Consider the following 19,315-nt stretch of genomic DNA (forward strand, 5'->3'; position numbering starts at 1 on the left):
AAAATACATGAAAAATTAATATTAAACATCATTAAAATAAGCAGATTTTAAATACAGTGTGAAACTTAATGAAACACCTTCTTATTGATTCTTAATTTTATTATTGAGAAATTAAATCCTATTTTTGTCATACAAATTTTTTGAACAATGCCGAATATTTCAAACAGAGCGCTGCATATGCCGCCATCGCCGGTAAGAAAACTGGTTCCCTTTGCATTACAAGCAAAACAGAAAGGAATAAAAGTATACCACCTTAATATTGGACAGCCTGATATTGAAACTCCGGAAACAGCTTTAAATGCTTTAAAAAACATCGATTTAAAAGTATTGGAATATGCACTTTCTGAAGGAAATATAGAATACAGAAAAGCCCTTACAGAATATTATCATTCATTAGGTTTTTCAGATCTTACCCCTGATAATTTCATTGTTACCAATGGAGGTTCTGAAGCCCTGAACTTTGCTATTTCTACTTTATGTGACGAAGGTGATGAAGTGATTATTCCTGAGCCTTACTATGCCAACTACAATGGTTTCACCAGCACATTTGATGTGAATGTAGTAGCGGTATCTTCTACTATTGATACTGGTTTTGCTCTGCCTCCTATTGAAGAATTCGAGAAAAAAATCACAGAAAAAACAAGAGCAATCATTATCTGTAACCCAGGAAACCCTACCGGATATCTGTATACCCGTGAGGAGCTTCAGCAGCTTGCAGACATTGCTTTGAAATATGATATCGTAATCATTTCTGATGAAGTATACAGAGAATATGTATATGACGGAAAACAGCAGATCTCAATGTTTGATTTCCCTGAACTGAGTGAAAACTGTATCATCATAGATTCAGAATCCAAGCGTTATTCTATGTGTGGAGTAAGAATCGGATGTATGGTTACCCGTTCCAACAAAATCCGTAATGCTGCCATGCTTTTTGCACAGGCGAGATTGAGCCCGGTTCTTTTAGGACAGATTGCAGCAACAGCAGCACACCAGAATGATGGGGCTTACATCAGAGCAGTAAGAGAAGAATATACCCACAGAAGAAATGTATTGGTAGATCTTTTAAATGCTATTCCTGGAGTTATCTGCCCAAAACCAAGAGGAGCTTTCTACTGTGTTGCTGAACTTCCGGTAGATGATACTGAAAAATTTGCACAGTGGCTGCTTGAAAAATATGCTCTTAACAACGAAACCATCATGGTAGCTCCTGCAGGAGGATTCTACAGTGATCCGGAATTAGGAAAGAAACAGGTAAGAATTGCCTACGTTCTGAAAGAAGAAGATTTAAAAAGAAGTGCTGAAATTCTTAAAGAAGCTTTAAAGAAGTACAGAGAAGAATTCAGTCTGTAAAATATATCCTATGCCGACAACAAAAAAACTCTATCTGAAAATACTGTTTTCGATTCTTTTGCTGTCGGCATTTTTTTCCTGTGATTCCAAAAAAACGGAACAGACTATTTCTCACAAAAATCCGCACGAGATTACTTTCATCAGTGTATCCGAAATCGGAGGACATCTTGGAAATTACAGAATTATTAAAGTCACAAAAGATTCCGTTTTTGCAGAAAAAGGAATGACAGCCACTCAAACTCATACAAAATGGGGGTCTGCCATCAATTCCAGCACATGGAAACAGCTTATCTCATCGGTAAGGATTGTAGATCTTGATCATATAAAAAGTTCTCCCAGCCAGCAATCGGCAGACGGAACAGATGAAACTTTCCAGATCCGGACTCCGAAAAAATCACACATCTATGTGAATGCTTATGTGGATACTTTACATTACAAGCAGCTACAACAACTTAAAGAACAACTAGACAAAATTCTTCCCCAAGAATACAAATAAAACATGCAGGAAAATTTTTCATTAAAACCTTATAACACATTCGGTGTTGAAGCCAAAGCCCGCTATTTTACAGAGGTCAATACAATTGATGAATTAAAAGAGGCCCTTATTTTCTCGGAAACCCAATCTCTTCAGCTTCTGTTTTTGGGAGGAGGAAGTAACATTCTTCTTACCAAAGATTTTGATGGTCTGGCTATCAGACTTAATTTAAAAGGAATTACCGAAGAGAATGTCAATGAAAATGAAGCACTGGTAACCGCAAAAGCAGGTGAAAACTGGCATGAATTTGTGATGTACTGCCTGCAAAAGAATTTTGGCGGGCTGGAAAACCTTTCTTTAATTCCCGGAAATGTAGGAACTTCTCCGATGCAGAATATCGGGGCTTATGGGACAGAAATCAAAGATATTTTTGTCAGCTGCAAAGTCTTGGATCTGGAAAATCTTGAACTTACAACATTCAACCTTGAACAGTGCAGGTTCGGTTACAGAGACTCTATTTTCAAACAGGAAGGAAAAGGCAGATATGTTATTCTGGAAGTCACTTTTAAACTTACCCGGAAAGACCATTCTATCAAAACAGAATATGGTGCTATCAAATCTGAACTGGAAAATCTCGGCATTGAAAATCCTACCATTCAGGATATTTCCAGAGCAGTAATCAATATAAGACAAAGCAAACTGCCGAATCCTAAAGAAATCGGAAATGCCGGAAGCTTTTTCAAAAACCCGACTATTCCTTTAATTCAATTTGAAGATTTAAAACAAAAGTTTGAAAATATTCAAAGCTACCCTAATGGTGATATGGTGAAGGTTCCTGCAGGATGGCTGATTGAACAATGCGGCTGGAAAGGAAAGCAGATTGGAAATGTAGCTTCACACAAACTGCAATCCCTAGTCATCATCAATGCAACAGGAAATGCTACCGGAAAAGAAATTTTTGACTTTTCTACTGAAATTATCAATTCTGTGAAAGAAAAATTCGGAATAGAGCTTGAACGGGAAGTGAATATTATTTAATCTAAAAAAAATATACAAGCTGTATTCATGATGAGTACAGCTTTTTTCTATTTGTTGGAAGGCGCAGAGTCCTTAATTTATGTTGAACTTTTAAGGCGCAAAGATTTTATCTTCGATAAAATTAAATATCGTATAATCTTTGCTACAGGATTTTATAATATTTACATGCTTGCTGAAAATCTTCGGTTTTCCTGCGTCTTAAAAACAGTCTGTTTTTCAAAATCTTTGCGACTTTGCGTTTTCCAACAAAATTAATTCAGAATCAATTCACATCCAGTCTCCGGAAAATCATTATTTTAGCTTAAAAATTACAACTCGTGATGAAAATAGCTATTCTTGGAGCCGGAAATATGGGCCTTTCTTTTTCAAAATCATTTTTGAAATACGAACTGATCAAACCTGAACATCTGCATCTGATTATCAGAAATGAATCTAAAATCTCCAAAATAGCTGAAGAATTCCCCAAATCTAAAATTTCCACCTTTGAAGAAGTAAAGGAAATTGATTCTGATTTGATTATCATCGCTGTAAAACCTCAGGATTTTCAATCGGTTGCCCAAAATATTCAATTTACTTTAAAAGAAAACCAGATGGTATTATCCATCATGGCGGGAATCAATATTGAAAAAATTCAAAAATTACTGAACCATCCGCTTGTTGTAAGAGCAATGCCGAACTCTCCTACCCTTCTGGGAATGGGAATTACGGGATATACAGCTGCAGAAGGAATTTCTTTCACTCAATTAATAAGTATAGAAAGATTACTGAACAGCACCGGAAGATCCGTTTATCTGGAAGAAGAAGAACTTTTAGACGGTGTTACAGCACTTTCCGGAAGTGGTCCCGCTTATTTCTATTACATCATTGATGCCATGATTAAGGCTGGCATTGAAATGGGAATTGAAGAAAATCTCTCTAAGCTTTTTGTAAAGCAGACGATGCTGGGAGCTTATCACCTGATCAATAACTCAGAAAAAAATCTTGAAGAACTGATTAACGATGTAGCATCTAAAGGCGGAACTACAGAAGCTGCTTTAAAAACATTTGAAGACAGCAGTTTAAAAGAAATTCTGAAACAGGGGATTCTGAATGCCGAAAAACGAGCCAAGGAACTTAATAATTAAATCTTTTTTCAAAAATCCTGCAAAATTCCCATCCCAGATACACGCCAAATGTATTCAGGATGATATCGTCTACCTCAAAGATTCCCATTCTTGTAAAGTACTGTAGAGCTTCAACAATAACGATACATGAGATAAAGCTAAAAATCAATGGTTTTAATTTTTTCAGGTCAGGAAAAATCCAACCCAAAAACCCAAAAGGAATAAACATGATAATATTTCCTAGAACAATCATCACAATATCTATCATCTTATTCGGGCCCTGGATAAATTTTATTGTAGAAAAAACAGGTTCTAAAGTAAGGAGATTTTCTTCATACTGAAATCTGCCCATTCCCAAAAACATCAGGTAAAGCAGAAACAGAGTATACGGAACAATAATGATTTTATATATTTTCTTTAACATTGAACTGCTAATATATTCATTTCAAAAACATTAAATTTGTGTATTAAAATAATTTAATGAAATACGTTCTACTTACACTTATTTCAGCAATGCTGCTGTCGGTTTCATGGCCAACTTATGGAGTTCCGTTTTTTATATTTTTTGCCCTTGTTCCTCTTCTGATGATGGAACATGGTGTTTCAAAATTTTCAGATTACAAAAGGAAAAGCTGGATTGTCTTCGGATTGTCTTATCTGTGTTTTGTGATCTGGAACATAGTAACTACAGGATGGCTGTATGGTTCAAAGAATCCTGATGGAAGCCATTCTCTGATGGCTGTTGTATTTCCGGTATTAGTCAATTCTCTTTTATATTCTTTAGTATTCCAATGCTATCACTGGTATAAAAATGCTCAGGGAACGTATTGGGGATTAGGATTCCTGATCGCGATCTGGATGAGTTTTGAAAAATTTCATCTAGGATGGGAGTTGACATGGCCGTGGCTGAACCTGGGGAATGTATTCGCTGATTATCCAAAACTGATCCAGTGGTATGACACTTTAGGAGCTACCGGAGGAAGTTTCTGGATTCTTCTGATTAACGTTCTGATTTTCTACACAGTAAGAACATGGGAAGCCGGAAGAAAGAGAAAAGATTTAATTAAAAATTCAACTATCGTTGGAGCTCTTATTATTCTTCCGATGATTATTTCAGTGATCAAATACAATAATTTTGCTGAAAAACCAACCGGACAGGTAAGCGTTCTGATGCTGCAGCCAGATCTTGATCCTTACGCCGAAAAATATTCAAAAGACAGCCTGACCATTGAGCAGGATTTATTAGCACTTGCTGAAAAAAACTCTACAGGTAAAATTGATTATTATATTGCTCCTGAAACCGCTCTTCCGGGGAGAGGATCTATTTCTGAAACAGCATTTGAAAAGAGTTTACTTCTCAATAATATCAAAGGATTTCTAGCCAATCATCCGGGATCTGTTTTTGCAACAGGAATTTCTTCACATCGTTTTTTTTATAATCCTGCCGATTTACCTAAAGAAGCCTATCAGATTAATAGCGGGGTTTGGGTGAGCAGTTATAATACTGCGATTCAACTTGTGCCTAATCAGAAAGTACAGGCCTACCACAAAGGAAAACTGGTACCGGGTGTTGAAATATTTCCTTATATGAATGTTTTAAAACCGCTTTTAGGAAATGCTATGCTCAACCTGGGAGGAACTGTAGCTTCTTTGGGAACAGACAAAGAAAGAGTTGCTTTTTCAAATCCGTACAACAAAGGGAAACTGGCACCTATTATCTGCTATGAAAGTATTTACGGTGAGTTTGTAACAGACTATGTGAAAAAAGGAGCCAATTTCTTAGCTATTATGACCAATGATTCCTGGTGGGGTGTTACAGAAGGACATAAACAGCTTTTATCTTATGCTAAACTTAGAGCCATTGAAACCAGAAGAGAAATTGCCCGCGCTGCAAACAGTGGAATTTCAGCGCATATCAATGCTAAAGGAGAAGTGACTGCTGATACTTTCTATGGAGACAAAACCGCTTTATTTGCGAAAGTAAACCTGTATGACACCAAGACATTCTATACCAGAGCAGGAGATATTCTTTCAAGGTTTTCCATATTTGCATTGGGGTTCTTACTGTTTTATTACCTTATTGAATGGTTCAAAAAGAAAACAAAGAAAGCATAGTTTTTAAACACAAACTGCACAAATCTTCACGAATAAAAAAGAGAAAAGCCAGCTGGACGTCTGGCTTTTCTCATTGATAGAAGATAGAATTGATTCAATTATTTAATCGTAAGCTTCCTTGTGGTTATTTCGTTTTTTATCTTCAGTTTTAATAAATACACTCCTTTAGGTAAATGGGACACGTCAATAGACTGATCTCCATTCACACTGATATTCAGTTTTTTTCCATCCATAGAATACATTTCAGCTTCAGAAACTTTTTCTCCTTTAATGTAGACTTTATCTGATACAGGATTCGGATAGATGACAAGCTGTTTAACAGATTTAATTTCGGATGTTCCCAATACACTTTGTACAGAAGCATCGGAATATACTTTTGAGGCATCAATAGATTTCACACTCCAGTATACATTCTGAATAGCCGGATCAAGGTCCAGAAACCATGATGGTGTCGTTACTATGTATTTTGCAATATCATGAGCTCCCTGTGTAGATCCTACCGTAATTTCATAGCGTAATGCATTCACCGGAGTTTTGTCATCAGATGCCCCACTCCATGCAAAATTAAAACGGTTTCCGCTTTTAGTCAGATTCAATTGAGTTGGCGCTGTGGGTTTCGCATTTTCAGCTGTAGAATTATTTTTAAAAACTTTAGTCAGTGAAGGCAGATCAGAAGCCGCCCAGTCAAATCCCCCCAATAAGATATCCAGATGATGATCATTATTAAAATCAAATAGATTGATCAGTCCCGGACCTCCCAGCGCAGTTATACCCGTTAAGATTCCTTCATTAAACTTATTATTGGAAACATCATAGATATACGTTTTCACAAAAGCATTATAGTCTTCATTTCCTGAAATGATAAAGTCATAATACCCATCATTATTAAGGTCACCAACACTTAATGCAACATCAGAAATATCACCTGCAGGTATTATCTGAGGAGTCAGTACGCCAGCACCGTCATTCATCAGAACAGCAAAATATCCGTCATCATTTCCATCTCTTCCAATCACTACAATATCCTGAAAACCATCCGCATTGAAATCTGCAAAATCTATTTTTCCTACCGCTACAGGAGCAAGGTCCTGCGTAGGAGTAAGAACTCCTGCCTGATTCATATATACTTTAGAAACCGGAGCACCATTGATATCCGACCCGATAATCACAAGATCCAGAAGTTTATCATTATTCAGATCTACTACTTTAAAGCTTCCATTCTGGGTTCCATCCACCCAGTTCCCTGTCATATCAAAACCATTACCTGTATTTTTATAATAGTCTAAACTGTTTCCAAAACCTCCGCCATGAGCATATTGAGTTCCGTTGATCGCATAATCTGATTTTCCATCGTGATTAAAATCAAAAACTTCTACAGATCCATAAATTTTCCCGGGAAGTTCAGCATCTTTTACAAAACCTGTTCCTGTATTTTTGAATCGGTACTGTTTATAATTCACAACATCCATATAGCTGAGTCCTGTGGAAATAATATCCATCAGCCCGTCATTATTATAATCAATAAATCTAATATCTCCAAGATGAGTCACATCAGCTCCCAATCCTGCATAAGGCAATAATGTTGTTCCATTGTTCTGATATACTTCATTATAAGTACTGTCTACATTTCCGTCACCATCAGAATCTATTGCTCCATTGAGCACGATATCCATTGTACCATTGTTGTCTATATCAGCAATATCTGCCGCAGAATAATAAAAATTATTCATGCTGGTCTGTACCTCAGTAAAATTCTGAGCCATCAGACTGACAGGCAACATAGACCATAAAATATAAATCCTCTTCATAGTTGTTTTTATTTAGATTAATTAAAAACAAAGATAGAATATTAAATTCTTTGCTCTAAAAAAAGCCTGTATGAAATATATCAGCACTGAATATCTGCTGTATCCCAAGGATTCTACTATTTTAAAAATTCATGATTATTAATCAGTCACTTATTTGCAAATATTTTCTAAAAGATTTGTCTATCTAAAAAATTCTTCGTTATTTTGCACTCTCAAATATTATACAAATAAGAACATCGAGATATGTCAAGAATTTGCCAAATAACAGGAAAGCGTGCAATGGTTGGTAACAACGTTTCTCACGCTAATAACAAAACGAAGCGTCGTTTTGAAATTAACTTATTAGAGAAGAAGTTTTACCTTCCAGAGCAAGATAAGCACGTAACACTGAAAGTATCAGCTCATGGATTGAGAGTGATTAACAAGATTGGAATCGAGGAAGCTATTGAAAGAGCTACTAGAAACGGATTGATTAAAAAGAATTAATAAATCATGGCAAAAAAAGGAAATAGAGTTCAAGTAATCCTTGAATGTACAGAGCACAAAGAAAGCGGTATGCCAGGAATGTCTAGATACATTTCTACAAAAAATAAAAAGAACACTACAGAGAGATTGGAATTGAAAAAATACAATCCTGTTCTTAAGAGATCTACCCTTCACAAAGAAATTAAGTAATTTATAAATAATAACTTACCATGGCAAAGAAAGTAGTAGCAACCCTACAAAGCGGTCAGTCTAAGAAAATGACAAAAGTGGTGAAAATGATTAAGTCTTCTAAATCAGGAGCTTACGTTTTCGAAGAAAAAGTAATGAATGCTGACGAAGTAGACGGTTATTTGAAAAAATAATCAGTACTTTGTTTACAATATAAAAAACTACTCATATTTTGGGTAGTTTTTTTGTTATCTTTGTGCACCAGATTAATAATCAGTAAAGTATGAAAAAGGTACTTGTTCTGGCTTGCACAGCAATTTTTCTATTTTCATTCAGTCAGAAAACAATGAGCCCTGTAGAATATAAAAGTTCGCCAAAAGTTTTCAGCATAAAAGGCCTGTCACAGTCAGTAAGTATTGACTGCGGGAGTTCTAAAATGATTTTATTATCTGGACAGGTGCCTCTGGATCCGGAAGGTAACCTTGTGGGAAATACTATAGAGGAGCAGACTCAGCAGGTATTCAAAAATATCGAAAGCATCCTGAAAGAATATGGGGGAACAGGAAAAGATATCATTAAACTTGGAATCTTTACCACAGATATCAAAAAAACACCTGATTTCAGAAAAGTCAGAGATTTGTATGTCAATCTTCAAAACCCTCCTGTAAGCACCCTTGTGGAAGTGAGCAGGCTTTTCAGAGATGATGTGCTTATAGAAGTAGAAGCCACAGCAGTGATTAAAAACAAATAAGAATAAACTAAAACTATGAGTTGGTTTAAAAATATTTTCAAAAAGGAAGAGAAAGAAACTTTAGACAAAGGATTGGAAAAATCCAGTCAGGGATTCTTTGAAAAAATGACAAAAGCCGTAGTCGGCAAAAGCAAAGTAGATGATGAAGTTCTTGATGATCTTGAAGAAATACTGATTGCATCCGATGTAGGCGCCTCTACTACTATCAAAATCATAGGAAGAATTGAAGAACGTGTTGCCAGAGACAAATATGTAAGCGTAAACGAACTTGACAAAATTCTTCGTGATGAGATTTCAGGGCTACTGCTTGAAAATCCTCACGCCAGTACAGGAAATATTGATACCTCCAAAAAACCTTACGTCATTATGGTTGTAGGAGTAAATGGAGTGGGAAAAACAACGACTATAGGAAAATTGGCTCACCAGTTCAAATCAGAGGGTAAAAAGGTAGTTCTTGGAGCTGCTGATACCTTCAGAGCCGCTGCAGTAGATCAGCTTGTGATCTGGAGCGAAAGAGTGGGTGTTCCTATCGTAAAACAGGAAATGGGTTCTGATCCAGCTTCCGTAGCATTTGACACTGTACAAAGCGCTGTAGCACAAAATGCAGACGTTGTGATCATTGATACAGCAGGAAGACTTCATAACAAGATCAACCTGATGAACGAACTTTCCAAGATCAAAAGAGTAATGCAGAAAGTAATTCCTGATGCACCTCATGAGATCCTGCTGGTTCTGGACGGTTCTACCGGACAGAATGCCTTTGAACAGGCAAAACAGTTTACAGCAGCAACGGAAGTTAATGCATTAGCAGTTACAAAACTAGACGGAACAGCAAAAGGAGGTGTTGTAATTGGCATCTCTGACCAGTTCCAGATTCCGGTTAAATATATTGGTGTAGGCGAAAAAATGCAGGATTTGCAGCTTTTTAATGGTACGGAATTTGTAGACTCATTCTTCAAGAAAAGATGATTTATATCATGTTTTCCCTTATATTAGCAACAATCAATTTTAAATATTAACAATTAAAAAAATTTGCAACTATGGGAATACTAACATGGATTTTATTCGGTCTTATTGCAGGTGCAATCGCTAAAATGATCATGCCAGGAAGTCAGGGAGGAGGATGGCTAATCACTATTATCCTGGGGATTCTGGGAGCTTTTGTAGGAGGAGCTATAGGAGTTTACGTTCTACACTGGGGAGATGTTTCTTCATTCTGGAATCCAAGAAGCTGGATTCTTTCAATCGGAGGAGCTTTAATTATCCTATGGATTTATGGGATGGCTACCAAGAAAAGCTGATAAGTATTTATAAAAAATAAAATCCCGGATCTGAAATTTCAGATCCGGGATTTTTGTATACAATATAAAATTTAGTTTAGTTGTTGATTCTGATCTGATAAGGCATTTCCATTTTCACCTCAGACTGTAGTTTTTTATCTGTAATCTGCTGTAGAATCTCATAGTTGGATTTACCAATCTTATTTTTAATGATTCTGGCAGAAACATCTTCTTCATTCAGATCTTTAAAGATTTGTTCAAATGGTGACATTCTCTTAGGGAAAGCATCTATTTGATAAGATTTTAATCCTGCTTTTTGTGCAGCAAATTTCACCGCATCATTCAAAGTACCCAGCTCATCTACTAAGCCAATCTCTTTGGCACGAACTCCACTCCATACTCTACCACCACCTATATTGTCAATCTGCTCAAAAGTTTTCTTTCTGTTCTGAGTTACAAAATGTACAAATCTCTTATAAGTACCTTCTACACTTCTCGTCATCATATTTACTCCATAAGGCGTAACTCCGTTTAAGCCTGAATAATACATAGAGTTGGCATTGGTAGCTACAATATCCGCACGGATTCCGTTTTTGCTTGCAATATCTTTATAATAAGGCATTACCCCAAATACTCCGATAGAACCGGTAAGTGTATTAGGCTCTGAATAAATTTTATCAGCTGCCATGGCAACATAATATCCTCCTGAAGCCGCATAATCACCAAAAGAAACCACCAATGGCTTTTTCTTTTTCAGCTGCTGCAATTCAAATAAGATTTCATCCGAAGCATTGGCACTTCCCCCAGGAGAGTTGATTCTGAAAACAACTGCTTTCACTTTATCATCTTCCTGAAGTTTTTTAATATACTTCACATATTTCTCAGAATGAATATCGTTATACTCATCTCCATTGTTAATAGATCCTGAAGCGTACAGTACAGCAATCTTTTCACCAGATTTATCTTCATCAGCATAAGAACTGATATAGTTTGTCAAAGAAATTTTATTAAGCTTTTCCTTATCTTTTACACTTAACTTCGTCTTAAGAAGATCTTCATATTCTGATTTCTGAATAAGTTTATCTGCAAGTTTATATTTTAAACTTTGTTCAGGAATCATTCCATATAAGCTATCTGTAATTGTTCTGAACTGAGCGGTATCAATTTTTCTTGAAGCTGCCATTTTGTTGGACGTATTTTTCCAAAGGTCATTCAGAAGAGTGCTTAGCTGCTCTTTATTTTCCGGAGAAATATCATTCCTTAAAAAAGGTTCTACCGCAGATTTGAATTTACCGTGACGAATCACTTCAATTCCAATACCGTATTTATCAGCAAAATCCTTAAAGAAAGTAACTTCAGTAGAAAGACCTTTCAATTCAATACCACCTGCCGGATGAAGATAATATTTATCTGCTACCGATCCTAAATAGTAAGCTGATTGCGACACTCCGTTTCCGTAAGCATACACAAATTTTCCGCTCTTCTTAAAATCTTCAATAGCATTTCTAAGATCATCAATCTGAGTCAGACCTGCATTCAGATCATCTGCCTCAATACTGATCCCTTTAATATTATCATCGGTTTTAGCCTTATTAATAGCTTCCAGTGCATCATATAAAAGGACACTTTTATTTTGGGCGCCTATACCAAACAATCCCATCTGCTCTTCAGTAGGACTATCGATTATATTTGTTTTTAAATTAATCGTAAGAACCGAGTTCTTTTTCACCGCCACCGACTTATCATTTCCCATAGAACTGAACACAAGCATCATGATGAAAAAGATGAAAAATAAAGCGCAAAGTATGACAATTGCCACTATATTTGCCAAAACATTTTTAAAGAAACTTCTCATAAATCAATCAATTTTCTAATATGTCGCAGCATAAGGTCGTTTTGTTACTAGGAAGTAACTTAGGAGAGCAAAAAAAAAATGTAGAGCTTGCATTAAAGAGGTTAAAAGATGCTGGAAATAACATTTCACAAACCAGCGAATATTTAATGTCTGAGCCTGTAGAATTTGCCAGTTCCAATATTTTTTGTAATATTGCAGCAATAATATTCACACCTCTTTCACCAATTCAACTGCTTGATTGTATTAAGAATATAGAAGTTGAGATGGGAAGAATTAATGATTCAAAAGTATCTGGAGGCTATACTGACAGGATAATAGACATTGATATCATTAAGTATAATGAATTAAATTTTCAATCAGAAAGATTAGAAATCCCTCATAAAAAGCATCTTTTTGAAAGGGATTTTTCCAGAGTATTATTAAAAGATTTTATTTAAAACATAAAACATATTGTATGAAATTAGGTTTATTATTATTGGCTACGACATTGCCAATTGCAGCTTTCGCACAGAACAGCAGCACTACAGTAAACTCTTCCACAGAGTATCCTAATACATTCTCCTCAGGCTCCGCTAATGTACAAACTTTCGACAATAAAGCCAGACGCTTTAGAGACTGGTCTATTTCTGTCGGAGGTGGTCCTGCATTTATGGTTCACTCCGATTTAAAATCTATCCGTAAGGATAAGACCAATTGGGGGTACAATGCCTATGTAAGCGTAGACAAACAAATCACACATGCATTCGCTCTAAGCGTAATGTATATGAGAGGAGAAACGAAACAGACAGCACAGCTTCCCGGTGCTGCAGGAGTAAAATCAGGAGTAGCAACTGCAACAACACAGTTTGACAACATCTCTTTATTAGGAGATATCAACTTCTCGAACTTATTCAGAAGAGTAGACAACCACTCCCCTTACAGATGGGCATTCCATGGATATATGGGAATTGGAGTTCAGGGATTCAGAACGTCATTACATGATAATGATGAGTTCAGATGGAGTAATACTCCAAGAAGAGCCCCTTTATTCATTAAACAAGATATCGATATCAATTCTATCTTTTATCAGGGAGGTCTAGGAATAAAATATAATGTTTCAAAACTTATTGATGTTGAAGCAAGAACCATGTATATCATCAGTGGTGATGATGAATTTGATGGTGGCGGATGGGCTGATCCTAATGACTATGATCCTTCCACACCAGGTTCAAAATATAACATGCTAAACCCTAGAAGATCAGATAATGCCTGGACAGTAAGTTTAGGAGTATCTTTCAAATTAGGAAAGCAGTTATCTCACCTTGCATGGCATGACCCACTTCAGGAAGCTTACTACAGAACAAGTGTTCTTGAAAATGCATCAACAGATCTTGTTGTTTGCGAAAAAGGAGATGCTGATAATGATGGAGTATGTGATGATTGGGACAGACAGCTTGACACTCCTGCAGGAGCAAGAGTAGATGGTGCCGGAGTTGCTTTAGACATGGATCTTGACGGAGTTATTGACCTTTATGACAAGTGTGTAACTGTACCAGGACCTGTTGAAAATAACGGATGTCCAATCAAATAATTAATAAATCTAAAAATTCTTTTTCAAAAGAAATCAAATAATAATACACGATGAAATTAAGTTTAGCAATTGTAGCATTTGCTTTGGCAATTCCTTCTGCCACTTATGCACAAGACTCAACTGCTGATTCAGGTGGAAAATACCCAAATACATTTTCTTCGGGATCTGCCAATGTTGCTCCATTCACGAACCAGTCTAAGAGATTTAACGATTGGTCTGTTTCAGTAGGAGCTGGAGTTCCACTTCTTCAGTCAGCAGATTTAACCTCTATCAAAAATGGTAACGGTAAAAACCTTTTTGGATATTCAGCCTATGTAAGTATTGATAAAGCAATTACACATGCTTTCGGAATCAATCTACAATATGACAAAGGTGAAACCAGACAAGGATGGTTCAATACTAAAAACGCAGCACCAGATGCAACAGCAGTAGGAGCAAGAACTCAGTATGATGCGATCTCTATCTTAGGAGACATTAACTTTTCTAATTTATTAAGAAGAGTTGATAACCATTCTCCTTACAGATGGGCTCTTCATGGATATGCAGGTATTGGTACTATTGCCTACAGAGCATACCAGAAAGACGGGAATAACAAACAGACATTGATGACTGAAATTAAACCTTTCCAGTTAGGTTCTATGTTCATGCAGGCTGGTACAGGTCTGAAGTTTAAAGTGAACAGAAGAATTGATATTGAAGGTAGATTAATGTATGTAGTAACCGGTGATGACGAATTTGATGGTGGCGGTGATGCTTACAGTGCTATCAACAAGCGTTCTGAGCAGGTTTCTGACAACTTCTTCAATGCAACTTTAGGTCTTACTTTCAAATTAGGAAAACATGAGTCTCACCTAATGTGGCATGACCCACTTCAGGAAATCTATTACAAACTGGATGTATTGGCTAATAAAAACCAGGATATCGAAGTATGTAAAAAAGGAGATGCTGATAACGATGGGGTATGTGACGATTGGGACAGACAGCTTGACACTCCTGCAGGAGCAAGAGTAGATGGTGCCGGAGTTGCTCTTGATGTTGACCTGGATGGCGTAATTGATCTTTACGACAAATGTGTAACGGTTCCTGGACCTGTTGAAAACAATGGATGTCCTATCAAAAAAGACAACAAGGAGACTGCTGTAGAAGTAGAGAAAACCCTTAAAGATATTTATTTCAATTTTAATAAAGCGACTATCAGACCTGAATCTAATGAAAAACTAGACCTGGCTGCTTCAATTATTAAGGAAAACGGAGGTAACTATCTATTGACAGGACATACTGATATCAAAGGAAATGCAGCTTACAACTTAAGACTGTCTAAAGAAAGAGCAGCTGCTGTTGTAGGAGCTCTGGAAACCAGAGGTATCAATGAAAATGTACTGAAATCAAGAGGAGTAGGCTCTGCAGAAGCTACTATCCCTGCATCAGCTTCTGATGCTGAAAGAATGGCGGATAGAAAAGTTACGGTAAGATTTGTAGAAACATCAGAATGGGATTCTATCAAAAAGAAAGACTATGAAGATGCGCCTGTAAAAAAAGCAGTAAAAAAAGTACCTGCTAAGAAAAAGAAGAAATAATTTTCATAATACACAAAACCGAAAAGAATTACTCTTTTCGGTTTATTTTTTTTTTACTACGAATTATTTTACATACCTTTATCATTATTTTCAGGACAACGGTATGAAACACATTAAAAATCAACTAGTTTGATTTGAAAAAAAATAACATAAAACCGCTTTTTGGCGTAAAAAATCATTTAAAATAACTTAACTTAAAAAAATAACACTATGAAATTAAGTTTAGCAATTGTAGCATTTGCTTTGGCAATTCCTTCTGCCACTTATGCACAAGACTCAACGGCAGTTTCAAAAGGAGAATATCCTAATACATTTTCTTCGGGATCTGCTAATGTTTCCCCATTCACCAGTCAATCTAAAAGATTTAACGATTGGTCTATCTCTGCAGGGGTTGGAGTTCCACTTCTTCAGTCAGCAGATTTGACTTCAATCAAAAATGGTAACGGTAAGAACCTTTTTGGATATTCAGCCTATCTAAGTATTGACAAAGCAATTACACATGCTTTCGGAATCAATTTACAGTATGACAAAGGTGAAACCAGACAAGGATGGTTCAACACTAAAAATGCAGCACCAGATGCAACAGCAGTAGGAGCAAGAACTCAGTATGATGCGATCTCTATCTTAGGAGACATTAACTTTTCTAATTTATTAAGAAGAGTTGATAATCATTCTCCTTACAGATGGGCTCTTCATGGATATGCAGGTATTGGTACTATTGCCTATAGAGCATACCAGAAAGCAGGTAACGGAAAGCAGGCATTGATGACAGAAGTAAAACCTTTCCAATTAGGTTCTATGTTCATGCAGGCTGGTACAGGTCTGAAATTTAAAGTGAACAGAAGAATTGATATTGAAGGTAGATTAATGTATGTGGTAACCGGTGATGACGAATTTGATGGTGGCGGTGATGCTTACAGTGCTATCAACAAACGTTCTGAGCAGGTTTCTGACAACTTCTTCAATGCAACTTTAGGTCTTTCTGTAAAATTAGGAAAACATGAGTCTCATCTAATGTGGCATGACCCACTTCAGGAAATCTATTACAAACTGGATGTACTGGCTAATAAAAACCAGGATATCGAAGTATGTAAAAAAGGAGATGCTGATAACGATGGGGTATGTGACGATTGGGACAGACAGCTTGACACTCCTGCAGGAGCAAGAGTGGACGGTGCCGGAGTTGCGCTTGATACTGACCTTGATGGTGTAATTGACCTTTACGACAAGTGTGTAACGGTTCCTGGACCTGTTGAAAACAATGGATGTCCTGTAGCAACAACAGGACCTGTAGTAGAAACAGAAACTAAATTGGAAGGAATCGAATTTGATTTAAATTCTGACAGAATTTTACCTTCAAACACTCCAATCTTAAATAATGCTGTAAACTATATTAATTCTTCAAATGGTTCTTATAGTGTAATCGGAGCTACTGATACAAGAGGTACTGATGCTTACAACCAAAAACTATCTGAAAGAAGAGCAAACAACGTTAAGAACTATCTGATCAAAAACGGTGTTCAAACTGGTAAATTACAGGCAGTAGGAAAAGGTGAAAAAGACCTTAAATACCCTGAGTGTGAACCAGCAACAAAGTGCCCTGAATGGAAAAACAGAGCCAACAGAAGAGTATACTTCGAAGCTAAATAATAAACTTATTTATATTATATGAAAGTCACGCCAGGCGTGACTTTTTTTGTCATAATACTTTCCTTATTTTTACAACATGATTTCGCCGCAGGATTTTCAAAAGCTCAAATATGATACCCTTAAGTATTTCTGGGGTTACACCGAATTCAGAGATGCTCAGGAAGAAATTATTAATGCCGTCATTAATGAAAAAGACACGCTGGTTCTGTTACCCACAGGAGCAGGGAAATCGCTATGCTATCAGTTGCCCGCTTTATTGAAAGAAGGAACCTGCCTGGTAGTTTCTCCTTTACTTGCATTGATGAAAGATCAGGTAAATCAGCTTAAATCCCGTGGCATTGAAGCAGAATATCTTTCTTCCGAACTGGATGAATATGATGTTGAAACAATTTACAATCGCTGTAAAGAAGGCCTCACAAAATTACTCTATGTTTCTCCTGAAAGACTTACCAATAGCCAGTTTATTCAGAACATGCAAGAAATCCAGTTATCTTTTATTGCAGTTGATGAAGCTCACTGTATTTCAGAATGGGGCCAGGATTTCAGACCAAGCTATCAGAATATTAAAGGGTTCAGAAGCAACAATCCTGAGATCCCCTGCCTTGCCCTGACCGCAACGGCAACTCCAAAAGTTCTGGAAGAAATCAAAAATAAATTAGAACTGAAGAAACCTTTTGTTTTCCAAAAAAGTTTTAAGAGAGATAATATCAAAATATTTTCAGATGAAGTATCTGATAAATTCCAACGTGTTTTTGATATTTTAAAATACAGCAACGATTCTGGAATTGTATATGTAAGAACCAGAAAAGAAGCTGAACTGCTGGCAGAATTTTTGAAAAAAAATCAACTGAAAAATGTAGATTATTTTCACGCAGGCTTAACGACCAGAGAAAAAAACACCAGACAGAATCTTTGGAACAACAGTGACAACCATGTTCTTATTTCTACCAATGCCTTTGGGATGGGTATTGACAAAGATAATGTACGTTTTGTAATTCACTATTCTCCTGCCGCCTCGCTGGAAAACTATTATCAGGAAATCGGAAGGGCCGGAAGGGATGGAAAAGACAGTTTTGCCTTCATGCTTTGGAATAAACAGGAACTCCTGAATTTTGATCAGATCTTAAAAAATCAAACGCCCAACAAAGCAGAATTTTTAAAGATCATCAGCTACCTCTACTCTATTTTTCAGGTAGCAGAATTTGAACTTCCTGAAAAAACATTTCAGCTGAATACTCTGGGTATACAGAATTTTACCAAACTGTCGAAAGCAAAAATCAACAACATACTCAATTTTCTTCACAACCAGGAGATTATTTACTATAATGAAAATAAAAGTCTGTCCTCACTTGAACTGTTTATCAAAGCTGATGAGATAGATCAATTGCCACAAAAAGATGCTCATTTCATAGAGCTTCTTTTCCGTACTGTATCTGGCATCACTACTCACAAAGTAATGTTCAGTGAACAGCAGGTAAGCAATAAAATCAATGTCGGTGTCCCTTTGATCAAAGAACGTCTTAAGGAACTGCAGCAAAAGAATTATCTTGAATATATTGACGGTGCGCTTTCCAGTATTAAATTCCTTAAACCCCGTGATGAAAGAGCGGTAAATAGTGCTTATTGGAAGGTATTTGAACATATTCAGAGAAACAAAATCCAGAAATGGGAAGAGATGAAGTTTTACGCAGAAAATAATAAATACTGTAAAATGAAACTCATCCTAGCCTATTTTGGCGAAAAAAATTCAAAAAACTGTGGCCAGTGTTCTGTTTGTGAAAAAAATAAACAGTCAATGTTTGGCAAGAATATTTCTCAGCAGATCATCAATTTATTAACTAAAAAGCCGGCAACGATTGAAGAGCTTTCTATACAGCTGAGTTATCATTCTAAAGAGAATATCTTAGAAAATCTTATTTTCCTTTTAGATTCCGGAAAAGTAAGAATGCTGAACTTCAGGACTTACGAACTGAATCAGTAATGATAATGTAGTGCAATAAAGGCGCAAAAACACTTTAGTAAGCTATTCTCTTCTCTAAAACTCTCTCACCCTCGAACTTCAATATCTTCCGACTCTCAGATCAAA

The 19,315-nt window shown here is 36.3% G+C and carries 19 protein-coding genes; 16 read left to right on the top strand and 3 right to left on the bottom strand.

Features of this window, described 5'->3' with window-relative positions; all coding sequences use genetic code 11:
- Positions 1 to 147: 147 nt before the first annotated feature.
- From CHRYMOREF3P_RS09875 to proC, 4 genes are all read left to right on the top strand, one after another.
- Complete coding sequence (locus CHRYMOREF3P_RS09875; protein ID WP_077419080.1) at positions 148 to 1,353, top strand: pyridoxal phosphate-dependent aminotransferase; 1,206 nt, start codon at positions 148 to 150, stop codon at positions 1,351 to 1,353.
- Between the two features lie 10 nt (positions 1,354 to 1,363).
- Positions 1,364 to 1,849: a hypothetical protein gene (locus CHRYMOREF3P_RS09880; protein WP_180564518.1), complete on the top strand. Its 486-nt coding sequence runs from the start codon at positions 1,364 to 1,366 to the stop codon at positions 1,847 to 1,849.
- 3 nt (positions 1,850 to 1,852) lie between these two features.
- Entirely contained in the window at positions 1,853 to 2,866 is a 1,014-nt protein-coding gene (gene murB, locus CHRYMOREF3P_RS09885) for a UDP-N-acetylmuramate dehydrogenase (RefSeq protein WP_180564519.1), read from the top strand.
- Between the two features lie 320 nt (positions 2,867 to 3,186).
- A complete protein-coding gene (gene proC / locus CHRYMOREF3P_RS09890; RefSeq protein WP_077419365.1) occupies positions 3,187 to 3,990 on the top strand; it encodes a pyrroline-5-carboxylate reductase in 804 nt (267 codons plus the stop codon).
- Here proC and CHRYMOREF3P_RS09895 read toward each other — a convergent pair.
- A complete protein-coding gene (locus CHRYMOREF3P_RS09895) occupies positions 3,980 to 4,393 on the bottom strand; it encodes a VanZ family protein (protein WP_077419077.1) in 414 nt (137 codons plus the stop codon). The two genes, proC and CHRYMOREF3P_RS09895, sit on opposite strands and share 11 nt — an antisense overlap.
- Positions 4,394 to 4,449: 56 nt before the next feature.
- On the opposite strand from CHRYMOREF3P_RS09895, the gene lnt reads away from it, so the two are divergent.
- The gene (lnt, locus tag CHRYMOREF3P_RS09900) at positions 4,450 to 6,084 is read left to right on the top strand and encodes an apolipoprotein N-acyltransferase (RefSeq protein ID WP_077419076.1); all 1,635 of its coding nucleotides are present in this window, start codon (positions 4,450 to 4,452) and stop codon (positions 6,082 to 6,084) included.
- A 98-nt stretch (positions 6,085 to 6,182) separates the two neighbouring features.
- Here the strand turns inward: lnt and CHRYMOREF3P_RS09905 are convergent, their stop codons facing one another.
- On the bottom strand, positions 6,183 to 7,892 hold the full coding sequence (locus CHRYMOREF3P_RS09905; RefSeq protein ID WP_232538999.1) for a T9SS type A sorting domain-containing protein: 1,710 nt from the start codon (positions 7,890 to 7,892) through the stop codon (positions 6,183 to 6,185).
- A 243-nt stretch (positions 7,893 to 8,135) separates the two neighbouring features.
- Here CHRYMOREF3P_RS09905 and rpmB point away from each other — a divergent pair, with 243 nt between their 5' ends.
- From rpmB to CHRYMOREF3P_RS09935, 6 genes are all read left to right on the top strand, one after another.
- Positions 8,136 to 8,378, top strand: coding sequence for a 50S ribosomal protein L28 (gene rpmB / locus CHRYMOREF3P_RS09910; protein WP_002976757.1), 243 nt, complete (start codon positions 8,136 to 8,138; stop codon positions 8,376 to 8,378).
- Positions 8,379 to 8,384: 6 nt separating this feature from the next.
- Positions 8,385 to 8,567 carry a 50S ribosomal protein L33 gene (gene rpmG, locus CHRYMOREF3P_RS09915; protein WP_027373683.1) on the top strand — a complete coding sequence of 61 codons (183 nt, stop codon included), beginning with the start codon at positions 8,385 to 8,387 and terminating at the stop codon, positions 8,565 to 8,567.
- A 20-nt stretch (positions 8,568 to 8,587) separates the two neighbouring features.
- Positions 8,588 to 8,740 (top strand): DUF4295 domain-containing protein, encoded by a 153-nt coding sequence (locus tag CHRYMOREF3P_RS09920; RefSeq protein ID WP_073175385.1) that lies wholly within the window; start codon positions 8,588 to 8,590, stop codon positions 8,738 to 8,740.
- A gap of 89 nt (positions 8,741 to 8,829) precedes the next feature.
- Positions 8,830 to 9,297, top strand: coding sequence for a RidA family protein (locus CHRYMOREF3P_RS09925; RefSeq protein WP_077419075.1), 468 nt, complete (start codon positions 8,830 to 8,832; stop codon positions 9,295 to 9,297).
- Between the two features lie 15 nt (positions 9,298 to 9,312).
- Positions 9,313 to 10,266: a signal recognition particle-docking protein FtsY gene (gene ftsY / locus CHRYMOREF3P_RS09930; RefSeq protein ID WP_047386493.1), complete on the top strand. Its 954-nt coding sequence runs from the start codon at positions 9,313 to 9,315 to the stop codon at positions 10,264 to 10,266.
- 71 nt (positions 10,267 to 10,337) lie between these two features.
- Positions 10,338 to 10,598: a GlsB/YeaQ/YmgE family stress response membrane protein gene (locus tag CHRYMOREF3P_RS09935; RefSeq protein ID WP_077419074.1), complete on the top strand. Its 261-nt coding sequence runs from the start codon at positions 10,338 to 10,340 to the stop codon at positions 10,596 to 10,598.
- A 76-nt stretch (positions 10,599 to 10,674) separates the two neighbouring features.
- Here CHRYMOREF3P_RS09935 and sppA read toward each other — a convergent pair whose 3' ends face one another.
- A complete protein-coding gene (gene sppA / locus CHRYMOREF3P_RS09940) occupies positions 10,675 to 12,432 on the bottom strand; it encodes a signal peptide peptidase SppA (RefSeq protein ID WP_180564520.1) in 1,758 nt (585 codons plus the stop codon).
- A gap of 20 nt (positions 12,433 to 12,452) precedes the next feature.
- Here sppA and folK point away from each other — a divergent pair, with 20 nt between their 5' ends.
- The 5 genes from folK (at position 12,453) to CHRYMOREF3P_RS09965 (ending at position 19,210) form a co-directional block, all read left to right on the top strand.
- A complete protein-coding gene (folK, locus tag CHRYMOREF3P_RS09945; RefSeq protein ID WP_077419072.1) occupies positions 12,453 to 12,869 on the top strand; it encodes a 2-amino-4-hydroxy-6-hydroxymethyldihydropteridine diphosphokinase in 417 nt (138 codons plus the stop codon).
- Positions 12,870 to 12,886: 17 nt separating this feature from the next.
- The gene (locus CHRYMOREF3P_RS09950) at positions 12,887 to 14,002 is read left to right on the top strand and encodes a flagellar motor protein MotB (RefSeq protein WP_077419071.1); all 1,116 of its coding nucleotides are present in this window, start codon (positions 12,887 to 12,889) and stop codon (positions 14,000 to 14,002) included.
- 50 nt (positions 14,003 to 14,052) lie between these two features.
- The gene (locus CHRYMOREF3P_RS09955) at positions 14,053 to 15,579 is read left to right on the top strand and encodes an OmpA family protein (RefSeq protein WP_077419070.1); all 1,527 of its coding nucleotides are present in this window, start codon (positions 14,053 to 14,055) and stop codon (positions 15,577 to 15,579) included.
- Between the two features lie 210 nt (positions 15,580 to 15,789).
- Positions 15,790 to 17,229, top strand: coding sequence for an OmpA family protein (locus CHRYMOREF3P_RS09960; RefSeq protein WP_077419069.1), 1,440 nt, complete (start codon positions 15,790 to 15,792; stop codon positions 17,227 to 17,229).
- Between the two features lie 76 nt (positions 17,230 to 17,305).
- Complete coding sequence (locus CHRYMOREF3P_RS09965; RefSeq protein WP_077419068.1) at positions 17,306 to 19,210, top strand: ATP-dependent DNA helicase RecQ; 1,905 nt, start codon at positions 17,306 to 17,308, stop codon at positions 19,208 to 19,210.
- Positions 19,211 to 19,315 lie beyond the last annotated feature (105 nt).

Origin of the sequence: Chryseobacterium sp. JV274, from assembly GCF_903969135.1 — a bacterium.
In the GTDB taxonomy this organism is placed as follows: domain Bacteria; phylum Bacteroidota; class Bacteroidia; order Flavobacteriales; family Weeksellaceae; genus Chryseobacterium.

Coding starts and splice junctions, on each gene's coding strand:
- CHRYMOREF3P_RS09875 (WP_077419080.1), top strand. CDS start 148: ATGCCGAATATTTCAAACAGAGCGCTGCATATGCCGCCATCGCCGGTA.
- CHRYMOREF3P_RS09880 (WP_180564518.1), top strand. CDS start 1,364: ATGCCGACAACAAAAAAACTCTATCTGAAAATACTGTTTTCGATTCTT.
- murB (WP_180564519.1), top strand. CDS start 1,853: ATGCAGGAAAATTTTTCATTAAAACCTTATAACACATTCGGTGTTGAA.
- proC (WP_077419365.1), top strand. CDS start 3,187: ATGAAAATAGCTATTCTTGGAGCCGGAAATATGGGCCTTTCTTTTTCA.
- CHRYMOREF3P_RS09895 (WP_077419077.1), bottom strand. CDS start 4,393: ATGTTAAAGAAAATATATAAAATCATTATTGTTCCGTATACTCTGTTT.
- lnt (WP_077419076.1), top strand. CDS start 4,450: ATGAAATACGTTCTACTTACACTTATTTCAGCAATGCTGCTGTCGGTT.
- CHRYMOREF3P_RS09905 (WP_232538999.1), bottom strand. CDS start 7,892: ATGAAGAGGATTTATATTTTATGGTCTATGTTGCCTGTCAGTCTGATG.
- rpmB (WP_002976757.1), top strand. CDS start 8,136: ATGTCAAGAATTTGCCAAATAACAGGAAAGCGTGCAATGGTTGGTAAC.
- rpmG (WP_027373683.1), top strand. CDS start 8,385: ATGGCAAAAAAAGGAAATAGAGTTCAAGTAATCCTTGAATGTACAGAG.
- CHRYMOREF3P_RS09920 (WP_073175385.1), top strand. CDS start 8,588: ATGGCAAAGAAAGTAGTAGCAACCCTACAAAGCGGTCAGTCTAAGAAA.
- CHRYMOREF3P_RS09925 (WP_077419075.1), top strand. CDS start 8,830: ATGAAAAAGGTACTTGTTCTGGCTTGCACAGCAATTTTTCTATTTTCA.
- ftsY (WP_047386493.1), top strand. CDS start 9,313: ATGAGTTGGTTTAAAAATATTTTCAAAAAGGAAGAGAAAGAAACTTTA.
- CHRYMOREF3P_RS09935 (WP_077419074.1), top strand. CDS start 10,338: ATGGGAATACTAACATGGATTTTATTCGGTCTTATTGCAGGTGCAATC.
- sppA (WP_180564520.1), bottom strand. CDS start 12,432: ATGAGAAGTTTCTTTAAAAATGTTTTGGCAAATATAGTGGCAATTGTC.
- folK (WP_077419072.1), top strand. CDS start 12,453: ATGTCGCAGCATAAGGTCGTTTTGTTACTAGGAAGTAACTTAGGAGAG.
- CHRYMOREF3P_RS09950 (WP_077419071.1), top strand. CDS start 12,887: ATGAAATTAGGTTTATTATTATTGGCTACGACATTGCCAATTGCAGCT.
- CHRYMOREF3P_RS09955 (WP_077419070.1), top strand. CDS start 14,053: ATGAAATTAAGTTTAGCAATTGTAGCATTTGCTTTGGCAATTCCTTCT.
- CHRYMOREF3P_RS09960 (WP_077419069.1), top strand. CDS start 15,790: ATGAAATTAAGTTTAGCAATTGTAGCATTTGCTTTGGCAATTCCTTCT.
- CHRYMOREF3P_RS09965 (WP_077419068.1), top strand. CDS start 17,306: ATGATTTCGCCGCAGGATTTTCAAAAGCTCAAATATGATACCCTTAAG.